Source organism: Neorhizobium petrolearium (genome assembly GCF_029854435.1).
In the GTDB taxonomy this organism is placed as follows: Bacteria; Pseudomonadota; Alphaproteobacteria; order Rhizobiales; family Rhizobiaceae; genus Neorhizobium; species Neorhizobium petrolearium.
The window spans coordinates 48,018-68,961 of record NZ_CP123002.1 but is presented as its reverse complement, the minus strand read 5'-3'; the positions used below and the strand labels follow the sequence as shown (position 1 = coordinate 68,961).

Genomic DNA, 20,944 nt, shown 5'->3' with positions numbered 1-20,944 from the left:
CATATGTATCAAACGTCTGCCGACGCTGTCGGCAGATAGTTCTGCACTGAGGGAGGAAAAAATGCTCGATGACACTTTCAAGGCTGCCTTCGAAAGCAAGCCCAAGGTCGTTTCTCTGGAACTTCAGCACGAAGTCGAACAGTTCCTGTATTGGGAATCCAAGCTTCTGACGGATCGCCGTTACAAAGAGTGGTTCAGTCTTTTGGCTGAGGACATTCACTATTGGATGCCGATCCGTTCAACGAAAATCATGCGCGAAGTGGCACAGGAATATACGGATGAGCAAGGCTTTGCTCATTTCGACGACAACTGGCACACGATGAAAGGCCGGATCCGCAAGATCCTGTCGGATGTGGGGTGGTCCGAAAACCCGGCCTCTCGCTTGCGCTATCTGATCAGCAACGTCATGCTCGTTCCCGAGAATGAGAACACGATCAATGTCATTTCGGCGTCGATGGTGTACAGGACGCGGCAGGAGCGCCAGCTCGACGTTTTCGCTTGTGAGCGACGGGATGTCCTGCGTCGGGTTGAAACCGAAGCGGGCTTCGAGATTGTGCGCCGCACGATCCTGATCGACCAGAGCACAATCCTGTCGAACAATCTCAGCTTTTTCTTTTAATGGGGTAAAAATGGCGTGGATGAAGGTGTTCCCTTCGGCAGATGTGTCGGAGGGAGAGATGAAGGTATTCGAAGGTGGCCCTGAGCCGATACTGGTGTGCCGAGTGGACGGCGAAATACACGCCGTCCAAGACACCTGTACGCATGACACATGGTCACTCGCGGACGGTTTTATCGAGGACGGAGTTATCGAGTGCAGTCTGCACTTCGCGAAATTTTGCGTCAGAACCGGCAAGGTGAAGGCCCTGCCTGCTTGTGAGGCACTCAAGGTGTTTCCTGCAAAGGTCGACGGCGACTTCATATACATTAACTGCTGAGAAGCAGCGTTAAAATACGGGAGGAATTACAATGCAACTCAAGGATCAAGTCGCGCTCGTGACGGGCGGAGGGTCCGGTCTTGGACAAGCCATCGTCGAACGCTTCGTCGAGGAAGGCGCGCGTGTCGCAATCTTCGACCGCTCGCAGGAGCGCATCGATGAGGTCGTGAAGGCACTCGGCGACAAGGTTGTTGGCATCGCGGGTGATGTGCGCGAGGTGGCTGACAACAATCGGGCGGTTGCCGAATGTCTCAAGGCCTTCGGCAAGCTCGACACGTTCATCGGCAACGCCGGCATCTGGGACTATTCGAAAACCATGGTTTCGACAGAAGATGGCGACTTGTCATCTGCTTTCGACGAGATGTTCGGCATCAACGTCAAGGGCTATGTCCTAGGGGCCAAGGCGGCATTGCCCGCGCTTTACAAGACCAAGGGCCACATGATTTTCACTGCTTCGAACGCGTCCTTCTATCCTGGCGGTGGCGGTGTTCTTTACACCGCGACGAAGCATGCAGTGGTCGGCATGATCAAGCAGATGGCGCATGAGTTCGCACCGTATGTGCGGGTGAACGGTATCGCGCCGGGAGGTGTTGGCGGAAGCAACCTCGCCGGAACCAGTGCGCTTTCACAACAGGGAATCAAGTTTTCCGATATTCCGCTCGACGACCTGATGAAGCAGATGCTGCCACTTGAGCGCGCATTTAATGCGCGGGAATATGCCGGTGCCTACGTCTTCTTTGCCAATCGTCGCGACAATACGCCAGGCACCGGCGGCGTCCTAAATTTCGATGGCGGTATCGGTATGCGGGGCTTCGCCTCTCCGAACATGGGTGCGGATCTCGTTGAAAAGTTCGGCGCAATCTAACCAAGGAAGCGCGCCGGATAGTGCGCGCGGTTGAGACTGGACCGTTCTCCAGACAGATCTTCGCGCAACCGTCTGGTCGGCGCGAGCCCCAAGAGTAGCGACACAAACTCCATAAGGACATGGCATGACTATTCAGCTCTATATCGACAACGAGCCCCGGAATGCTACAGGCAACGTCACATTTGAACGCCGCTCACCGGTAAGTGGCGAGGTCGTGACGCAGGGCGCGGCCGCGAATCCGCAGGATGCCGTGGCGGCGATCGAATCCGCCGAGCGCGCATTTGCATCCTGGTCGCAGACTGGCCCCGGCCAGCGCCGCGTACTGCTTATGAAGGCCGCCGAAGAGATCGAAAGGCGCACAGAAGAGTTCGTTCTTGCGATGAAGGCCGAGGTCGGGGCAGGCGATCTTTGGGCGCGTTTCAATGTCATGCTCGCGGCGAATGTATTCCGCGAGGCCGCTGCGATGACTACGCAGATCCAGGGCAACACTATCCCCTCTGACAAGCCGGGCACTTTGTCGATGACCGTGCGCCAGCCGGTCGGTGTTATCCTGTCGATCGTACCCTGGAACGGGCCGATTGTTCTGGCGGCACGGGCTATCGCCTATCCGCTGATGTGCGGTAACACGGTTGTCTTCCGCGCATCGGAAACCTCGCCCAAGACCCATGTGCTGGTTGCCGAGGCCGTCCATGCAGCCGGTTTCCCCCCCGGAACGCTCAACTTCGTGATCAACGACCCGAAGGACGCGCCCGAAGTCGTGGAGGCAATGATCGCGCATCCGGCTGTGCGGCGTGTTAACTTCACCGGTTCGACGCATGTGGGCCGGATCATTGCCACAGCTTGTGGCCGCCATCTCAAGCGCAGCCTGATGGAACTCGGCGACAAGTCGCCCATGGTGGTGCTTGCGGATGCGGATATCGACGGCGCCGTGAATGCGACCATCTTCGGCGCATTTCTCTATCAGGGCCAGATCTGTATGACGACCGAGCGCGCCATTGTCGATGAGTCTGTCGCCGATGCGTTTGTCGAGAAACTCGCTGCGCGGGCAGCACAACTGGAGGCGGGCGATCCACGCTCCCAGGCGGCTTGCGCGCTTGGCCCGATCATCAGCCAGGGCGCCGTTGATCGCTTGAACGGTTTGCTGGCCGACGCGGTCGCAAAGGGTGCGAAGATACGGTCTGGCGGGCACGCAGACACCACCTTGATGGCACCGACTGTGCTCGACGGAGTCACACCCGAGATGCGCATCTATTCCGAGGAAGCCTTTGGTCCGATCTTGCAGGTGATCCGTGTATGCGGCGCGGAGGAAGCTGTGCGGGTGGCCAATGACACTGAATACGGCTTGTCCGCTGCCGTCTTCGGAACAGACATGGCACGAGCACTTGATGTCGCAATGCGCATCCAGACCGGTGCGGTGCACATCAACGGTTCCACCGTCTCCAATGAGGCCCAAGCGCCTTATGGGGGCACGAAGGCCAGCGGTTGGGGTCGGTTCGATAGCATTGCGGTGATTGATGAATTCACCGAGTTGAAGTGGATTACGATCGAACAGCCGTCCCAACCGTATCCGCTGTAAGAGCGCGCCCGAAACCGGGCGGATGCGGTTTGCAAATTGACCGTCTTCAGTGATGTCGGTCATGCTGTTCGCATCCGCCCAATCAAGATCGTTGGGCTATGGGACTGGATTTCAGCGAGCTCGGGGGTTGGGTAACGAGATCGTGCCGGTTGGCCGAAACCTTGTGGTCCCTCGTTCAAAACGAGAGTGCTTCGCCCGAAAAATTCTCGGCCAACTGGCGGATGTGGCTCAAGCCATTGAAATAGTGTAGTAATTCGTTATCGTTGCGAATCCCCGCGATTTCTGGAGACCCGACCCGCCGTGTCCGACGGAGAGCGGCCGTGCAAAATTAATCCACGGAAGCGGCGGGATCATTCTGCTGCGGAAGGCGTAAAAGTCGGCCACATATTTACCCTTCTGCGACGACAGCAGGAGCGCGTGGGGATCTACACTGTGTAATTATATCTGAAGGTCCGCCTGGCTTGTTCTGAAGAAATGAGCCGGCGTCACGTTGCCCAGAAGGGAAGGTTGTCAACGGCGGAGTAAAAACCGGCAGTCGCGGTGTTGGCTCGCCTTCTACTGCTCTTGCAATCCAACGGATCGCCGTGGAAACCCAACGCCGAAACGACCGGCAACCTGCCAGTACAAACAGGCAGCAGACGCTTTCAACACCCGCATTCAAAATACATCTCTCAGTGCTCGTGCCGTCATCTAGAATCGTGGAGAAGTTGAATCAGCTTCGGTCACTCTCGTCACATCACGTTTGATTCATCGACCACAGGATTGCTCTAGGTGCCTGGGGAAGGGGCACGCCACATGAACCACGTAGGGATCAATGCGAGCATGAAGATCGCACATACGACGAGGAAAGCGTCCTGAAAAGCTGCGTTCGAGGACTGGATTACCACGGCCTGACTCAGGAAAGATGCTGCGGCGGGCATAAGCTGAGTTTCTGGCAATCCCGCACTTTGCATCAAGCTGGCGTCACGACACGAAAGTGGCGAATCTGTCCGACTTTTAAGAACGTATCCGGAACTCAGGTTGGTTTGACCGTGGATGTCGTTGCTTTTTCGGCCTTGAGAGCTTCGTAGAGGGCGGTTTTCCCGATTTTCACGCGGGCCGCGGCTTCCCGGACGTTCAAACCGGCCGCCAGATGCTGGCGGGCTTTGGCAAGTTTGTCCGGGGTTACGACGACTTGTCGGCCACCGCGTCGGCCGCGTTCCTCTGCGGCTTGCAGACCGGCACGTGTTCGTTCCCGGATCAGATCGCGCTCGAACTGTGCCAGCGCGCCGAACAGGTGGAAGACCAGGCGACCGCCGGATGTCGTGGTGTCGATGTTTTCGGTGATGGATCGGAAGCCGACGCCTTTGGCCTCCAGTTCGGTGATGATCTCGATGAGGTGCTTCATCGACCGGCCGAGGCGGTCGAGCTTCCAGACTGTGAGCGTGTCGCCGTCGCGAACGTAGCGGATCGCCTCCGCCAATCCGAGTCGGTCAGTCTTCATGCCGGATGCCTTATCCTCGAACAGCCTTTCACAACCTGCTTTGCGCAAAGCGTCGAGTTGCAGGGCGGTGTCCTGGTCGCCGGTGGAGACCCTTGCATAGCCGATAGCGGTCATGAGACGTGGTTTGTCCGTTTTTCCGTTGAATACGGACATTGTCCGATTCGCCGTTTCATGACAAGGTTTGCGGACAAGAACTGTGGATGCCGCGAAACGTTCGTTTGTCGGACACGCATTTTCCGTTTCGCTGCACTCTCCGCGGCGAAACGGGAAGATCAGTGAATGGCGCGAAGAGCATTACTGAGCGAGGCATGGTGGCAACAGGCGACGATCATCCCGGATAACGAAAGGGAGATCGCCAAACATTATACGCTGGATCGATCGGATCTCGAACTGATCATGCGACAGAACAAGGCCGCGAACAGACTGGGCCTCGCCTGTGTTCTGGCCACGCTACGATACCCTGGCCGACCGCTTGCGGATGGCGAGGTCCTGCCGGCTGGCGTCTTACGATTTCTGGCGCGGCAGATCGGGGCTCCGTGGGAATCTCTGCAATATTACCCGCTAAGAGATTTTTGGCGTGACGGAAAACAGATGATTTCCGCGTAGCGGTTCGGCGGGTCGAAATCGACGGGGTGACTGGGCAATTATTTGCGCGACAAACCCTGTCGGAATGTGAGACTGTGCGGCAACACGGAATTTGAGGTTTGTCGTGCATGTTGATCGGTTACATGCGGGTATCGAGCGGTGATGAGCGGCAGTCGGTTGCCTTGCAGCGCGACGCCCTGCTCGCGGCCGGGGTCGATCAGCGTCACCTGCATCAGGATCGCGCTTCGGGCGCGCGCGACGATCGGCCGGGGCTGAAGGCTTGCCTTGCGGAATTGTGCGAGGGTGACGTGCTGGTCGTTTGGAAGCTCGACCGTCTGGGCCGATCACTCTCCCACCTGATCAGAATCGTTGAGGATCTGAAGATGCGCGGGGTCGCCTTCCGCTCTTTGACGGAAGCTATCGACACGACGAATTCGCACGGTGCGTTCCTGTTCAACCTGTTTGGCACGCTCGCCGAATACGAGAGAGTGCTGATCACGGAGCGGGTCAACGCTGGACTGGCGGCGGCACGCCGGCGCGGTCGCAAGGGCGGTAGGCCACCGACGATCGACACCGAAAAGGTTGAGCAGATTCTGGCGGCGCTGGAAGCCGGCGCCAGCAAGGCGTCGGTGTGTCGGACATTCAAGGTGCCGCGCTCGACTCTCATCGATACATTGCGGCGAACCGGATGGACCGGACCGGGCAAAGAAGATGAGCCTGCTCCCCCAGTTTGAGAGCGGGTGTGACCGATGGCCTTCCTCGACGCGCAGTCGCGCACCGTTGTGTTCGACCCACCCGATGTTTATGAAGAGGCCCTCGCGCGCTATGCGCTGTCCGCTGAGGACATCGCTTTCGCCAGGGCGCATCGCCGATCGCATAATCGTCTGGGTTTTGCCATCCAACTCGCCCTGGTGCGTGATCTCGGTCGTCCGCTCCGCGCTGGGGAAGTTCCGCCTCAGGCAGTCGTCTCCGTTGTCGCCGACCAGTTGGGCATCGACGCTGCGGTGTTCGCACTCTATGCCCAGCGGGAGGAAACCCGTCGAGAACATACGCGGGAGATTGTCGTCGCACTGGATCTCCGGCCCGTCCGGGCGAGCGATTATCGATCCCTGATCACCGCGGCGGCACGCGAGGCAGCCGCTACCGAACAAGGCGAGCCGATCACCAAGGCCGTGATCGAAGCCCTGAAGGAGAGGAAGCTGCTCGTTCCTGTGCCGGAACTGCTGATACGTCTGGCGATGGCGGGCCGGGCGGCAGCGCGACGACAGGCTTATCGCGGCTTGATCCGGGGCATGGAGCAACCGTCCATCGAGGCGCTTGATCAGCTTCTCATCGATCGGTCCGGCGATCGGAGCCATCTCGGCTGGATTGCGGAAGCGCCGGAGGGGACGAAACTGAAAAACCTCAAGGGCCTGATTGCCCGGCTTGAGGTTCTGCGTTCGGCGGCGATTTCCGATGAGCGACGTAAAACGATCCATGCCAACCGCTATGGCATCATCGCCCGGGACGCCCGCATTCTGCATGCCCGTGAGATACGACGCCTTACATCCGAGCGCCGCTACGCCACGCTGACGGCGTTCGTCATCGAGAGGCAGGCGGCAATCACCGACCTTGCGATCGACATGTTCTGCAAACTGATCGGCAGCACCCGGCGCAAGGCTGAACTGAGCCGCACAGAACGCCGGCTGAAAGAAGCCGAGATTCTTGATGGGGTGGCGCTCGATCATCTCAAGCTTGGCGAGGCGCTTCTGGCCGCCCGTGAGAACAACACCGATCTCGCATCCGCAATTGCAGTCTCACTCGGCTGGGACGGATTGACCGCCAGCGTGGCCGCAGCCAGGTCCGTCGTGCGCCCCGATCGCAGCGACGAATTCGATGAGCTCATAGAGCGGCACAAATCGCTGCGAAAGCTGGGCAGGCTCATGTTCGGCGCGTTCTCTTTCCGGTCGTTTCGTCCCGATGATCCGGTTTTGAAGGCAGTGGATCATCTGCGTGCGCTCTACAGTGGCAGGAAACTACCCGCGCAGGTGCCGTTCGCGTTCATGACCCGCAAGTGGCGGCGACGTGTGCGCTCGGACGGTGTCACCATCGACCTTCGGGCTTGGGAAGTGGCGGTACTCGTTCACCTTCGGGAGCGCCTGCGGGCCGGTGACATATGGGTTGATGGCAGCCGGGCATGGCGCAGTTTCGAGGATTATCTTCTGCCTCGACCGATCTTTGCCCTGATGCGCGCCGAAGGCCGGCTCGGGCTTGCCATCCCTGACAGCTTTGCCGAATGGCGAGCCGAACGCACCGCCACGCTCGACGCGAAACTCAAAGAGCTGGCAAGGGCGGCGGCCGCCAACGCCATTCCGGATGCGGCTATTTCCGACAAGGGTTTGTCGGTCTCCCCGATCCGCGAGGAGGAGCGTCACGGGATCGTCGCGCTCAGCCGGCGTCTTTACATCCTCGTTCCCCGGATCAGGATCACCAGCCTGCTTGCCGAGGTCCACAGCTGGACCAGGTTCCTTGACAGCTTCACACACTATCGCACCGGCGAGACGGCGAACGACGAGCCGGCGCTGATGGCCGCTATCCTTGCCGACGCCACCAACGCCGGTGCTGAACGCATGGCGGAAAGCTCACGCGGCGTCACGATCCACCAGATGATGCTGATGGTAGATAGGCATCTGCGCTCGGAAACCTATGCTACGGCGACCGCCGTGCTGGTCGATGCGCAGCAGGCTCATCCCTTCGCCGCGGTCTGGGGCGACGGTCATATCTCCTCCTCGGACGGGCAGTTCTTTCCGGCAGGCGGGCGCGGTGAAGCCAGCCTCGAATACAATGCAAAATACGGCAAAAGACCAGGTGCTTCGGTCTATGGCTTCCTGTCCAATCGTTTCGCCTCCTTCTTCTCCCGGATGATCCAGGCGTCCGAGAGCGAAGCGCCCTACGTGCTCGACGGCCTCCTTCACAACGAAAGCTCCGTCGAAATCCATGAGCATGCAACCGATACCGCCGGCGCGACCGAAACGACATTCGCTATGTTCCATGGCTTCGGCTATAGGCTCATTCCTCGTATCCGCAATCTCGGCAATCGCAGGCTCTTCGTCATCGATCCCGACGCGGCGTACGAGCCGCTCGGGGCGCTGATCTCGGGAGCCGTCAACATGGATGTCATCGAGCAGCACTGGGATGAGGTCTTGCGGCTGAAGTCATCGATTGGCGCGGGCCTCGTGCCGCCGTCCGTCATCCTCAAGAAGCTTGCCGCATCGCCTCGGCAAAATCGGCTCAATCAGGCGCTACGCGAAATGGGCCGGATTGAACGCTCGATCTTCATCTGCGACTGGTTGCTCGACACCAAGCTCCGGCGCAGATCGCATGCCATCCTCAACAAGGGTGAAAGCCGTCACGCCCTTGCCCGGGCGGTCTTCCTCCACCAGCTTGGCGAGCTGCGCAACCGCGTGGCGGAAACCATGGCCTATCGGGCGTCAGGTCTCAACCTCGTCGTCAACGCCATTATCCTGTGGAACACCGTCTATCTCAGCCGCGCTGTCGATTATGTCCGCACCCAGGGCATCGATATTCCCGCCGAGCTGCTCTCCCAAGTCGCACCACTTCCCTGGGCTCATATCGCACTCACCGGCGACTATCTCTGGAACGAAATTGACCGACCCCTCGAACGCTTCAGGCCGATCCGCGCTAACCGTTTCAATCCAAACAACTTCGCTTTCCCTTAGCGGGTATTATTGCAGAAATGCCCACGGAGCCCCAACAAGATGCAGGTGCTGGAACTGGCGCGATGCGAATGGATCGAGCGCCGGGAGAACGTCATCGCTCTCGGCCCGAGCGGCACGGGCAAGACCCATGTTGCTCTCGGCCTCGGCCTGGCCGCCTGCCAGAAGGGCTTGTCTGTCGGCTTCACCACGGCGGCCGCACTGGTCAGCGAGATGATGGAGGCCCGTGACGAGCGGCGACTGCAGCGTTTCCAGAAGCAAATGGCCGCCTACCAGCTTCTCATCATCGATGAGCTGGGCTTCGTGCCACTCTCCAAGACAGGCGCCGAATTGCTGTTCGAGCTGATCTCGCAACGCTACGAACGGCGTGCCACGCTGATCACCAGCAATCTTCCTTTTGACGAATGGACGGAAACTTTGGGGTCCGAGCGCCTGGAGTGCTTCTGGATCGCATCACCCACCACGTCAGCATCCTCGAGATGAATGGCGACAGCTATCGTCTCGCCCAAAGCCGCGCCCGAAAGGCCGGCTGAAACCCTCTCAAAAAATCGCCGCGCGCGCATGAGACCACCGCTCGGGCTTAAGCCCTCCCGGCGGTCTCATGCGCGCCACAAGTGGCCGACTATTGCGCCGCCGCGTGGCCGGTTTTTACTCCGCCGTTCACAATCCGGACTTTCAGCATGCCGTGCAGTTTGATGCGATGGGTGACAAGCGGCTTCAGGTCAACACGGCCGACGCACAGACTTCCATCAGCCGGCCCATGCGTTCCGTGCCACCTGGGTAAAGCATGGTCAAGATCCTGTTGTCTCCGCGCTTTGCCGAGAAGGCCTCAAGCGTTATGGTCAGATCGCTCGTATCGACCCAGAGGTTCGACATCGACGCCCCGGCCGTCCGTCAGCGTCATGATCTGTTCCTTGGATCGCCACATTCAATTCGAACACATGATCGGCGCCAAGTTTTTCGCAACCTCTATGCGCGAGACCAGCTTATGGCATCGGCGATCGTCGTCGAAGCTATAACGAGTAGAAATAGTGCCGCTTTCCAGTGGCTGTTCGGGGCATTTGTCCTGTCTGCCGGCTTTGCTCTTTGCGCAGATTTTGTAACGGTTGACGGGGAGAGCAGTTTTGGACCTGTCGTCCCCTCTGCCAGGTCGCACTCCACCACTCACGCGCTTGCCATGATGGTTTTTAACAATGTGGTCAGATAGCTTTCGAGCTCGCCGCCTTCGTCGTCAAGCAAGGGATCCATCTGCAGAACATTTCTCATTATGCCGAGGCCGGTAATAAGAGCAGTGACGAAGGCGGCCGTCAGCGCCTTGGCGGTCTGGTCGGACAGGGTTGCGTTGTCGTGTTCTGCCAGAAGAAGAATGGCCATATCTTGTGTCTCCTATCCCGGTCCGGTTACAGCACGCCGGCTTCGTTCTTCAGCTTGTCGACAAGCTCGGCGACCGACTTGACCTTGACGCCTGCCTTGCGGCCGCTGGGTTCTTCGGTCTTCAGCACCTTCAGGCGCGCCGTGGTGTCGACGCCGAAGTCGCCGGGCGTCTTCTTGTCGAGCGGCTTCTTCTTCGCCTTCATGATGTTCGGCAGCGAAGCGTAGCGCGGCTCGTTGAGGCGCAGGTCGGTGGTGATGACCGCCGGAAGCTTGACTTCGATGGTCTGCAGGCCGCCGTCGACTTCGCGGGTGACGGACGCCTTGCCGTCGCCGATCTCGACTTTGGAGGCAAACGTGCCTTGCGCCCAGCCGAGCAGCGCCGAAAGCATCTGGCCGGTCTGGTTCGAATCGTCGTCGATCGCCTGCTTGCCGGTGATGACGAGGCCGGGCTGTTCGGCGTCGATGACGCCCTTCAGCAGCTTGGCGACGGCGAGCGGCTCGACGGCGGCGTCGGTCTCGACCAGGACGGCGCGGTCGGCGCCCATGGCGAGTGCGGTGCGCAGGGTTTCTTCGGCCTTGGCCGGGCCGATCGAGACGACCACGACTTCCGATGCCTTGCCGGCTTCCTTCAGGCGCAGGGCCTCTTCGACGGCGATTTCGTCGAACGGGTTCATCGACATCTTGACATTGGCCAGCTCGACGCCGGAGCCGTCCGGCTTCACGCGGATCTTGACGTTGTAGTCCACAACCCGCTTAACGGTCACGAGTATCTTCATGCATTTACTCCTGCTGGAAAGTCATCGTTGCATTCATTTGGGCGATCCTGGTGCGGCCGTGGCCGGCGATATCCTGCACCAGCCTGGCCTCGAAGAAGGCGAGCCGGCGTCCCGCGCGACGGATCCGCGCCTGGACGATCATCTCGGTCTCCCTCGCGCTCTCTAGGAACTCGGTCGTGCTGTCGAGCAATTCCGCCCGACGTCCATCCTGCGCCAGAAGCCGTTCGCTCCCTTCAAAGAGAACGGAGCATACGAGGCCGCCATGCAACGCTGACCGGTTGCTGTTACCCATGTAGAACTTGCGGGCCGGCACCACCACCTCGATCTCGTCCTCCTTGACACTCACAGTGGCACCCAACACCTCGGAAAAGGCAGAAAACCCATCTGGGTGGTCCGCCGATACAGGGGGATCGAAGGGATCGCCCGGATCGAGCCTGCGCACGATTACCATGCGCGCGCGCGCCCTGCGGATCGCCAGCTCCGGCATGTCCTGCGGGTGAAGCGCGATATCCACCAGCATGGTATCGGCATCGTGGAAGACCGGCCGCACGTGCGCGACGACGCCCTGACCTGACGGAAGGTCGCCGGTCTTCGAGTAAACCAGGCTCGAGGTTGCCGCCTGCACGCGCCAGCCGGAGATGCCCATCGCCCCCTGCCCCGCCGCCATGTCGGCGATCGCGGCAAGCATACCTTCACTGATCCGACCGGAATCATCGCAAAGCGACTGCCGCCAGGGCACGAACACCTCGGCGCTTTCCGGGCCAGCGCGACGATATCGCGCTCCCATCCACTCGTTGAAGGGAATGCTGCCGCGATAGGCGCGGTAGAGATTGTCTCTCAGAAGAGCATGACTGTCGGACACGGGAATTGTCGTCTTTCTCGCAGGAATGTGGAAATCAGGAGGAAGATGCGTCCTTCTTGTCGCATCAGTGGTCGGACGTCGCGACGGGGCGATACAGCAATCCCCCGGAAATGAACTTCACGAAGGCGTTGACGACCCAGTCCGGGATCGGTTTCGGACCGCTCTCGTCCTTCGAATAGCGAAGATACAGATAGCTTCTGGCCGCCATCAGGATATAGGCGAGGACTTCCATTTCCTCGAGCGCGTAACCCGCCAGTTGACCACGCGCCCAACTGCGCTCCAACGAATCCACATAGCGTTTCCTGAGCTTGTCGAAGTGCTCCTCGTAGGCACGCGGCGCGGCGACTTCCGCCTCATTTAGCACGCGGAAGAACGAGGGATTGCGCTGCAGGTAGTCGAAGAACCCGCGAAAGCCGCGCTCTTCGACGTCGAGCATGTCGGTGGCACCTTCGACGCGGCTGTGCAGGAAATCAAGAAGCCCTTGCCCCATATGCGGCAAGAGCTCGTCGAACAGTGCTTGGCGGCTCTCGAAATAGAGATAGAAGGTACCCTGGGCGAGGCCGGCGCGCTGGGTGATGCGGGCGATCGACGCCTCTGCATAGCCCAGTTCACCGACGATCTCGGCGGCAGCCTCAAGGATCGAATTGCGGTTTTCGATCGACTTTTCCGCTCGTGTCTTCTTTGCTCTTTTCGGCGCCTCGGCGGCCATCCGTATCTCCTTCGACTTCTCGGTCTTGCGCGTTACCGCACAAGTTGCGCTGCGTAGACCCCGTCCTGCAAGGACGTAGGGTTGGAATTCAGTATTCTAAGTGGCTTTCTCCGACGGGACCTGTGCTTCGTCCTGCAACCGCTTGCGTAGCAGAAACTTCTGTACCTTGCCCGATGCCGTCCGTGGCAGCTCAGCGACGACCACGACGCGTTCGGGGTGCTTCTGCCGCGCCAGCCCCCTGTCGTCGAGAAAACGCGACAGTTGCACAGCATCGAGCCCGGTATCCGTCGAACGCAGAAATGCACAGCAGGTTTCCCCGAGCCGGGCATGCGGCATGGCGACCACCGCAGCCTCCAGGATCGCCGGATGCTCATGCAGAACGTCCTCGACCTCCTTGGCGCTGATATTTTCGCCGCCGCGAATGATAAGGTCCTTCTTGCGATCGGTGATAACGAGGAAGCCAGCCATGTCCAGATGAGCGATGTCGCCGGTGCGGAAATACCCGTCGCCGTCATAGGCAGCATGGTCGTCCTCAGGATCCAGATAGCCCATCATCATTTCCGGCCCGCGCGTCACGATCTCCCCGTCACCGATCACTACCCGTCCCTCGTCGTCGACGATGCGCACATCATGGCCGACGATCATCCCCTCCGTATTGGCGGCGGCGCGCAGATCCTGCCGCGAGGCAACGCCGAGCGACACCGTTGGCGCCTCGGTCGATCCGTATACTCGGCAGGAAAGCAGTCCGGGGAACTGCCGCCATGCACGCTCGATCAGCTCCGGAGGCACCGGAGCGCCGCCACAGGCAAAGATGCGCAACGAGGAAAGCGCAGAGCCCTGCGCCTCCGCCCGGTCGAGCAGTTCGCGCAAAAACGGAGTTGCCCCCATCGTGAAGCTGATTTCCTCTTGCCCGACCAGCCCGACCGCGTCTTCGGCGCTCCAGCGCTCCATCAAAACCGATCGGATGCCGAGCGCGAACGGCATGAGGATGCCAAACAGGAAGCCGGTGACGTGGGTAACGGGCGACGCCATCAGCGTGACGTCACGCGCAGAGTCGAGCGTCCACCATCGCGCGACGTTGCAGACTTCGCAGTCGAGCGAATTGGTGTTGTGGACGACGCCCTTGGGCTTGCCGGTCGTGCCCGAGGTGTACATCAGCATCCAGGGGTCTTCAGCCCTCCCGCGTGCCGGACCGACGAAGGCCTCGCCCATCTCGAACGGATCGTCGACCGCTTCGTCGCGAACCGCGACAACATGAACGAGCGAAGGCACATCGCGTTTCAGGTTATCGCCCATCGCCGCATAGTGGAAATTGCGGAACGTGCGCGGCACGAAGAAAACCTTTGCCCCAGCATCCTCCAGAATGAAACGGAGTTCCGCCTCGCGATAGATCGGCACGATCGGCAGGCAGACGAGCCCCAGCAATGAGGCGGCGAGTGCAATCACCGCCGTCTCGTGCCAATTGGGCAACTGGAAGGCGACCACATCGCCGCAGGCGAGGCCGCTGCGATCGAACCATCCCGCCAGCTTACGAGCCTTGCGGTCGATCTCTTCGATCGTGTAACGGCCGGCGTCGTCGACGAGGCACACCCAATCCGACCGGTCAGCCAGGAGGGCGGCGAGCCCGTCCGCCATCGTAAGGTCGCGCCACAGCCCTTTCCGGCGATAGCGTCCAGCCTCTTCCGGCAGGTGGCGATTGGGCCAATTCCTCATTTCTCGTCCTCTCTACCCGTAGTACTCACAGCGACAGATGGCGCTCGCGGATTTCCGGGTTGCCGTCGAACTCCGCCCAGCTTCCCGAAAAGACGATCCGGCCGACGTCCAGCACAACGAGGTGATCGGTGCAGTGGCGGGCGAAGTCGACGTTCTGCTCGGCGAGCAGCAGACCCATCTTCTCCCGATGGCGGATGGCGCGAATTTCCTCGCCCATGCTGTCGACGATCAGCGGCGCTAGCCCCTCTGTCGGTTCGTCGAGAAGCAGAAAGCGCGGACGCGGAAGCACGGCACGGGCGACGGCCGCCAATTGCTGTTCACCGCCGGAGAGCTGGAAGCCCTTTCGCAGCGCGAGCTTCTTCAGAAGCGGAAAGAAATCCAGAATCTCCTCGACGCTGTAGGGCTTGCCGGTCTCGCTCTTGGCGTGGCCGGCAAGGGCGATGTTCTCGGCGACCGTGAGATGCGGGTAGATGCGTCGGTCCTCCGGCACCAGCGAAATGCCCATGCGGCAGCGCTTGAACGGCGCAAGGCCGCGTAGTTCCCGGCCGTCGAGCCGGATCGTGCCCGTCACACGCGGGCCTGCTCCCATCACGCTCTTGAGCAGGGTCGACTTGCCCATGCCGTTTCGCCCGACAATCGCCACGCCCGCACCATCGGCAAGGCTGAGCGAAATGTCGTGCAGGATGTGGCTTGTCTCGTAGTAGGCCTGCAGGTTGGCGATCTCAAGCATGAGCGGCTCCCTTGCCGAAATAGATGCTCCTGACGGTGGGGTCGCGGCGAACCTCCTCCGGATCACCGCTGGCGATGATCTCGCCATGGTTCAAGACGGTCAGGCGCGTGGCAAGGCCGAAGACGACCTCCATGTCGTGCTCGGTCAAAAGCAGTGTCAGGCCTTCCGACTGGCGCAGGCGATTGATCGTCTCGATCGCTGCACGCCGGTCCTCCGGCGCCATGCCGGCGGTCGGTTCGTCAAGCATGATCAGCTTGGGCCGCAGGGCCAGCGTCAGGAGCAGTTCCAGCCGCTTCTTGTCACCGTGGGACAGATTGGCGGCAAGGTCGTCCACCCGCTTAAGGAGCCCATATTCGGCAAGCCGCAAGTGCGCTTCTTCCACGATCTCCTTCGTCGGCGACAGCCTCCACCAGCGGCCATGGGCGGTTTTCTTGATCCGCTCGCGGCTCTCAAGCGCCATGATCACATTGTCGAGGACAGTCTGCTCGACGAACAGCCGCGCCATCTGGAATGTGCGGCCGATGCCGCGATGGACGCGCTGCCAGGCATCGAGCGCGGACACGTCCTGCCCCTCGTAAAAGACCTGGCCGCTCTTGGCGAACATCTCGCCGCTCAGCACCTTGAACAGAGTCGTCTTGCCAGCACCGTTCGGTCCGATGATCACGTGGCTCTCGCCTTCCCTGATCGTCAGGTTGATGTCGGTCAGCACCTTCAGGCTCGGATAGGCGAAGTTGACGCCGCGCACCTCAAGCAGATTGCTCATTGAGCCGCTCCTTTCCGTTCTTCGTCAGTTTGCGAGCAAGCAAGCTGAGTGTGCCGACGATCCCGCCCGGCATCGCCAGCACGACCACCAGCAGAGCACCGCCGACGATCAGTTCGCTCACGCCGACCATGGTGCGGGTAGCGTATTCCAGACCGGCGAAGACGATCGCACCGACCGCCGGCCCCCAGAAGCGCGAGGCGCCGCCGAGCAGGCAGAACAGGATCGGCAGCGCCGAATAGCTCCAGTGGGCAATTGCGGGCGTGATGATCTGGCTCCAAGGCGCGACCAGCGCACCGGCAAGGGCAGTCACGCCACCGCTGATGATAAAGGCGATCTCACGATAGCGCCGGACGTTGACGCCGAAGAAGCGTATACGTTCGGCATCCTGGCGCAGTGCGGCCAGCAGCCGACCGAGTTGGCCGTGCCAAACCCACCAGAGGAGACCGAGCAGGATCCCGCAGGCGACCAGGAGGAAATAGTAGTACCGGTCGCCGATCGACAGGTCGAGCGTACCGACGAAGAGGTCGATAACCGGTCTCTTGATGCCGACCAGACCGTCTTCGCGCCCGAGAGCATCGGATTTGCCAATGAGCGTGTAGACCAACTGGCCGAGCGCCAGCGTCAGGATCGCGAAATAAATGCCGCTGGCACGGCGCAGGGCCACCACCCCGATCAGGAGTGCCAACAGGGCGCCGACGAGGCCCCCGGCAAGGCAGAAAATAAGGAAGGGGAGTTCCGGCACGGCGCGCCCCAGCCATGCCGCGGTGTAGGCGCCGGCGGCAAAGAATGCCGCCTGGCCGAAACTGACGAGACCCGTGAGGCCGAACATCAGGTTGAAGCTTACCGCAAAGACGATCTGCACCATGACGATGCCGGCCAGGAAAACCAGGCCCTTGTCGGCCCAAAGTGGCAGGGTCGCAAAGACAAGCGCTGCAGCCAGGATCGCCGCGTTGGCTGCCGAGGTGGTCGATGACGTGTTCTGTCCTCTGCTCATGGTTCAACGAATCCCACTCAGAAGGCCTTGCGGTCGGTACATCAGGATACCGGCAACGGCGATGTAGAAGAAAATGCCAGGGTATTCTGGCACATAGACGGTGCCAAAGGCATCGATCATGCCGAGGACCAGTGCCGCGATAAAGGCGCCACGGACATTGCCGATGCCACCGACGATGATCACGCCGAAAGCCTGGATGATGTAAGTGCCGCCGAGCCCAGGCGAGAGGCTCTGGTTCGGGGCCAGCAACCCGCCGGCGAGCCCCGCTAGTGCGAAGCCGGCGACGACGGCGGTGGTAAACATGGCATTGATGTTGATGCCGAGCACGTTCGCCATCCACGGATCGAGGGCGACGGACTGCATCACCTTGCCCGAACGTGTGCGGTGGATCCAGAAGTCGAGAACCAGAAACACGACGATGCCGGAAAGTATCACGAAGAGCGAATAGGACGGGATGAAGAGGTCGCCGAGGAGCAGCGCCCCGTCGAGGCCAGCAGGCGGGGGCAACGCGATGAAATCCGGACCCCATACCAGCTTGACCCCGCCTTCGCAAAGGATCAGCATCGCGTAGGTGGCGATCAGCGAATAGGAATCATCGACGGCCTTCAGCCGCTCAAACACCGTCCGGTCGATCACGTAGCCGAGCACGCCAACCACGGCCGCGCACAGGACGGCAACGGCAAGGAACACGAATATTCCAGTCGGCCCGCTCGTCTGATTGATCAGTGTGTAGGTTAGGTAGGCGCCGATCATGACGAAGCCGCCATGGGAGAAGTTCAGGATATGAAGAATGCCGAAGATCAGCGTGAGCCCGGCAGCGACTAGGAAAACCGCCATCGCCCAGGTCATGCCGTTCAAACCGACCAGTAGAAAATCGCCCACCATTGGAGGGACCTCTCCGCAAAATAAATCTATCAGGCGGAAGGCGGCAGCCATTGGCTGCCGCCTTCCGGTGACTCAGAATGTCAGCTTGACACCCGGTGTTGCCGGATCGATCACGGTCGCTCCGTCTATCACCCGATGCTCGACCACCTCGATGCCGTCAGCGTTGGACGCGCCGCGAACGCGGTAGAGCACGACCGGCTTGATCGTCTGGTGATCCTCGGCGCGGATCGTGCGCTTGCCCGTCGGACTGTCGAAGGTGAGGCCTTCGAGCGCCTTGATCACGTCTGCCGTCTTGCCGCTATCGGCAGTCTTCAGTGCTTCGGCATAGGCGCGGACGGCGGAATAGCCTTCGCCGATGAAGCCGTCGAGGAACTTGATACCCGTGCGCTCGGTCATTTTGCGGGCAAGTTCGTCGTTCATCGGGTTGCCGGTGAAGGCGCCCGAGTACCAGTGCGAGCCAATCCACATTTCGGGGAAATTTTCCTTCATCGCGCGGGCGACGATGAATTCGTTGGCCGCATCGACGATCGGGTGCTTCTTCTTGAAGAAGCCGTAGGGCAGCGCCTGCTGGTACATGGTGATGGCATCGCCGCCATAGGCGGAAACGAAAAAACCGACCGCGGGATCGCGCATTGCAGACGCCACGAAGTTGCGATAGTCGCTGCCGCCGTAGGTTGTCATGACCGGCTTGGAGATCGTGGGCTCGGCCTTGGCGAGTTCCGGATAGTAGGTCTTCAGTCCGTTGTCGAAACATTCCCAGGTAGAACGACCGTATTCGTGATCCGGGATCAAGCCGCCCCAGGTGGTAACTTCGCCAAACCGCTCGGCCATGACATGGGCCTGCGCACGCTGGCGCATGAAAGGATTGTCGGTGATGCGGAAGTAGTTGCGGTTGAAGTCTTCCTTGGTCAACCGCATCGAATGGGCCGCACAGGTGATCAGAACGGCATCTTCCTGCTGGAGGACGGCGCTGACGGCGAGCGCGACCGCGCTCGAGACGACGCCGAGAAGCATGCTGCAACCTTCCCCGACAAGCTCGCGCGCCGCCGCCGTGCCGACATCGGGCTTGGCCTTGTCGTCGCGGACCACCAGTTCAAGTTGCCTCCCATTGGTGCCGCCGGCGGCGTTGATGTCCTCGACGGCGATCTTCACACCCTCCAGCATCGGAGCGCCAAGCGATTCCGCCGGACCGCTGAGCGAACCGAGGAAGCCGATCTTGTAGGGACCGCTCGCTTGGGCGTTGCGGACCCAGGGCATGCCGAGTGCGCCCGCCGCAACCCCGACACCCAGCAGTTTCAGTGCGTTACGTCTCGTTGTCCTAACCATTTGCTCCTCCTGTTGGTCGCGACAATTCAGAAATTGGAATCTAGGCGTTCAATCCGCGCGCCTGCTCCCGCAACTTGTTCTTGAGAATCTTGCCAGTGGGATTGCGCGGCAGTTCACTCACGAAAGTCCACCGGCGCGGCACTTTGTAGTCGGCGATGCGTACCTTGCAAAACGCCGTCAGTTCCTCCGCATCGAGCACAGCCCCTTCGCGCCCCACGACAAAGACGCACAGGTCCTCTCCCAGCTTGTCATGGGGTATGGAGACAACCGCCGCCTCCTTGACGTCCGGATGCTCGAAGATCGCGTTCTCGACTTCCATCGAACTGATGTTGAAGCCACCACGGATGATCACGTCCTTGTTGCGGTCGAGGTAGAAGATGTAGCCGTCTTCATCGAGGGTCGCGAGATCGCCGGTCCACAGCCAGCCGTCGTGCAGCGACTTCGCCGTTTCCTCCGGGCGCTTATAGTAGCCCTGCATGACGGTTGGACCACGCATGACGATCTCGCCGGTCTCGCCGGGCTTCGCGTGACTGAGGTCGCTCTTTCTGACCGTCGTCTCGCAGAGCGGCATCGCCGTCCCGATCGAGCCGAGCTTGCCAATCGCATCGCATCCGGCAAGGAAGGTTCCGCTCGGTCCCGCCTCCGTCAGACCGTAGGTCTGGCGCAATTCCACGTGCGGGAAGGTGTCAGCGAGCTTGCGGATCACCTCGCGCGCCATCGGCGCCCCGCCGTAGTCGAAAACGCGCATGGCCGAGAGGTCGTGAATGCCGGCCGTATAGCGCTCGAGCATGAAGATGTAGACGGCCGGCACGGCGCAATAGACCGTGGTGCGTTCGCGTGTCATGCGGGCAAGCGTCGCCTCGACGTCTACGCCCGGTTCGATGACCAGCGTCGCACCGGCCCACCAGGTCGCCATAATGTTGAAGTGGAAGCCGGAGCTGGTGAACAGCGGGAACGGACTCTGGTAGATGTCGTCCGGCCGTAGCGACAGCCCGCCCGCTACCGCGACACCGGTCGCCACGGCATTGCCATGGGTCAGCATTACGCCCTTGGAACGTCCGGTCGTGCCGGAGGTCAGCAACAGGTCGGCAAGGTCGTCTTCGCCGACCTCCGGAAATCCACTGCGGTCGGCGCGGCCGGCATCCATCAGCGTCTGCCAGTCAAGCGCATCGCCATCCGCACCGGCTCCTACCTGGATTCGCAGCCGCGGCGCAACGGCAAGCGTCGGGATGAAGGCGGATACGCGGGCGGCGAACTCCTTGCCATAGGCGAGCGCGACGCAGTCCATGTCCTCGATCGCAGCTACGAGTTCACGATCGGCAAAACGGGCATTGAGCGGCACGACGACCCCACCTAGGCGCATGGCGCCGAAGGCGAGGCACAGATATTCCAATGCCGAAGCGTTGGTGAGCAGGATGCCAAGGTGCTCGCCGCGCGAGAGGCCGGCACCGCGCAGGGTCTCGGCAGCCTTGTCCACATGCCAGGCAAGCGCCGAATAGGTCAGGCTCACCTGCGTGCCCGTGCAGGATTCTGCGACGATTGCGAGCTTGTTCGGATAGAGCGTCGCGTTACGGGCGAGAAGCTGCAGTGGCGTGCGGCATTCGATGTCGGCCGGCAGCGGACGTGTGGCGCTGGAGATGTCTTCGTTCACC

The 20,944-nt window shown here is 60.9% G+C and carries 19 protein-coding genes and 2 pseudogenes; 8 read left to right on the top strand and 13 right to left on the bottom strand.

Features of this window, described 5'->3' with window-relative positions; genetic code table 11:
• Positions 1-61 precede the first annotated feature (61 nt).
• From QEO92_RS31480 to QEO92_RS31465, 4 genes are all read left to right on the top strand, one after another.
• Complete coding sequence (locus QEO92_RS31480) at positions 62-619, top strand: aromatic-ring-hydroxylating dioxygenase subunit beta (protein ID WP_024706840.1); 558 nt, start codon at positions 62-64, stop codon at positions 617-619.
• 58 nt (positions 620-677) lie between these two features.
• Positions 678-935, top strand: a complete 258-nt coding sequence (locus QEO92_RS31475; RefSeq protein ID WP_233470332.1) for a non-heme iron oxygenase ferredoxin subunit — start codon at positions 678-680, stop codon at positions 933-935.
• Positions 936-966: 31 nt separating this feature from the next.
• Positions 967-1,800, top strand: a complete 834-nt coding sequence (gene hcaB / locus QEO92_RS31470; protein WP_024706842.1) for a 3-(cis-5,6-dihydroxycyclohexa-1,3-dien-1-yl)propanoate dehydrogenase — start codon at positions 967-969, stop codon at positions 1,798-1,800.
• Between the two features lie 124 nt (positions 1,801-1,924).
• Positions 1,925-3,376 carry an aldehyde dehydrogenase gene (locus tag QEO92_RS31465; RefSeq protein WP_024706843.1) on the top strand — a complete coding sequence of 484 codons (1,452 nt, stop codon included), beginning with the start codon at positions 1,925-1,927 and terminating at the stop codon, positions 3,374-3,376.
• 1,015 nt (positions 3,377-4,391) lie between these two features.
• Here the strand turns inward: QEO92_RS31465 and QEO92_RS31460 are convergent.
• A complete protein-coding gene (locus QEO92_RS31460) occupies positions 4,392-4,973 on the bottom strand; it encodes a recombinase family protein (protein ID WP_035218831.1) in 582 nt (193 codons plus the stop codon).
• A 165-nt stretch (positions 4,974-5,138) separates the two neighbouring features.
• On the opposite strand from QEO92_RS31460, the gene QEO92_RS31455 reads away from it, so the two are divergent.
• The 4 genes and pseudogenes from QEO92_RS31455 to istB all read left to right on the top strand — a co-directional run.
• On the top strand, positions 5,139-5,465 hold the full coding sequence (locus QEO92_RS31455) for a DUF4158 domain-containing protein (protein WP_227705912.1): 327 nt from the start codon (positions 5,139-5,141) through the stop codon (positions 5,463-5,465).
• Positions 5,466-5,572: 107 nt separating this feature from the next.
• Positions 5,573-6,178, top strand: a complete 606-nt coding sequence (locus tag QEO92_RS31450; protein WP_055971942.1) for a recombinase family protein — start codon at positions 5,573-5,575, stop codon at positions 6,176-6,178.
• 15 nt (positions 6,179-6,193) lie between these two features.
• Positions 6,194-9,163 (top strand): Tn3 family transposase, encoded by a 2,970-nt coding sequence (locus QEO92_RS31445; RefSeq protein ID WP_210057208.1) that lies wholly within the window; start codon positions 6,194-6,196, stop codon positions 9,161-9,163.
• 33 nt (positions 9,164-9,196) lie between these two features.
• A pseudogene (istB, locus tag QEO92_RS31440) lies at positions 9,197-9,693 on the top strand (IS21-like element helper ATPase IstB); the annotation flags it as partial.
• Between the two features lie 184 nt (positions 9,694-9,877).
• Here the strand turns inward: istB and QEO92_RS31435 are convergent.
• The 12 genes and pseudogenes from QEO92_RS31435 to QEO92_RS31380 form a co-directional block, all read right to left on the bottom strand.
• Positions 9,878-10,036: a hypothetical protein gene (locus tag QEO92_RS31435; RefSeq protein WP_210057206.1), complete on the bottom strand. Its 159-nt coding sequence runs from the start codon at positions 10,034-10,036 to the stop codon at positions 9,878-9,880.
• Positions 10,037-10,429: 393 nt separating this feature from the next.
• Positions 10,430-10,534: pseudogene (locus tag QEO92_RS33295) on the bottom strand (electron transfer flavoprotein subunit alpha/FixB family protein); the annotation flags it as partial.
• 26 nt (positions 10,535-10,560) lie between these two features.
• Positions 10,561-11,310 carry an electron transfer flavoprotein subunit beta/FixA family protein gene (locus tag QEO92_RS31425; RefSeq protein ID WP_210057204.1) on the bottom strand — a complete coding sequence of 250 codons (750 nt, stop codon included), beginning with the start codon at positions 11,308-11,310 and terminating at the stop codon, positions 10,561-10,563.
• A gap of 4 nt (positions 11,311-11,314) precedes the next feature.
• Entirely contained in the window at positions 11,315-12,172 is an 858-nt protein-coding gene (locus QEO92_RS31420) for a PaaI family thioesterase (protein ID WP_210057202.1), read from the bottom strand.
• A gap of 64 nt (positions 12,173-12,236) precedes the next feature.
• Positions 12,237-12,881 carry a TetR/AcrR family transcriptional regulator gene (locus QEO92_RS31415; protein WP_210057200.1) on the bottom strand — a complete coding sequence of 215 codons (645 nt, stop codon included), beginning with the start codon at positions 12,879-12,881 and terminating at the stop codon, positions 12,237-12,239.
• Positions 12,882-12,977: 96 nt separating this feature from the next.
• Positions 12,978-14,594 carry an AMP-binding protein gene (locus QEO92_RS31410; protein ID WP_210057198.1) on the bottom strand — a complete coding sequence of 539 codons (1,617 nt, stop codon included), beginning with the start codon at positions 14,592-14,594 and terminating at the stop codon, positions 12,978-12,980.
• Positions 14,595-14,619: 25 nt separating this feature from the next.
• Positions 14,620-15,324 (bottom strand): ABC transporter ATP-binding protein, encoded by a 705-nt coding sequence (locus tag QEO92_RS31405; RefSeq protein ID WP_210057197.1) that lies wholly within the window; start codon positions 15,322-15,324, stop codon positions 14,620-14,622.
• A complete protein-coding gene (locus QEO92_RS31400) occupies positions 15,317-16,087 on the bottom strand; it encodes an ABC transporter ATP-binding protein (protein WP_210057358.1) in 771 nt (256 codons plus the stop codon). The genes QEO92_RS31405 and QEO92_RS31400 overlap by 8 nt, the downstream gene beginning before the upstream one ends.
• A complete protein-coding gene (locus QEO92_RS31395; protein WP_210057195.1) occupies positions 16,071-17,081 on the bottom strand; it encodes a branched-chain amino acid ABC transporter permease in 1,011 nt (336 codons plus the stop codon). The genes QEO92_RS31400 and QEO92_RS31395 overlap by 17 nt, the downstream gene beginning before the upstream one ends.
• Before the next feature lie 3 nt (positions 17,082-17,084).
• Positions 17,085-17,966, bottom strand: coding sequence for a branched-chain amino acid ABC transporter permease (locus QEO92_RS31390; protein WP_210057192.1), 882 nt, complete (start codon positions 17,964-17,966; stop codon positions 17,085-17,087).
• Between the two features lie 72 nt (positions 17,967-18,038).
• Positions 18,039-19,292 carry an ABC transporter substrate-binding protein gene (locus tag QEO92_RS31385; RefSeq protein ID WP_210057190.1) on the bottom strand — a complete coding sequence of 418 codons (1,254 nt, stop codon included), beginning with the start codon at positions 19,290-19,292 and terminating at the stop codon, positions 18,039-18,041.
• Positions 19,293-19,332: 40 nt separating this feature from the next.
• On the bottom strand, positions 19,333-20,943 hold the full coding sequence (locus QEO92_RS31380; RefSeq protein WP_210057188.1) for a class I adenylate-forming enzyme family protein: 1,611 nt from the start codon (positions 20,941-20,943) through the stop codon (positions 19,333-19,335).
• Between the last annotated feature and the right edge of the window lies 1 nt (position 20,944).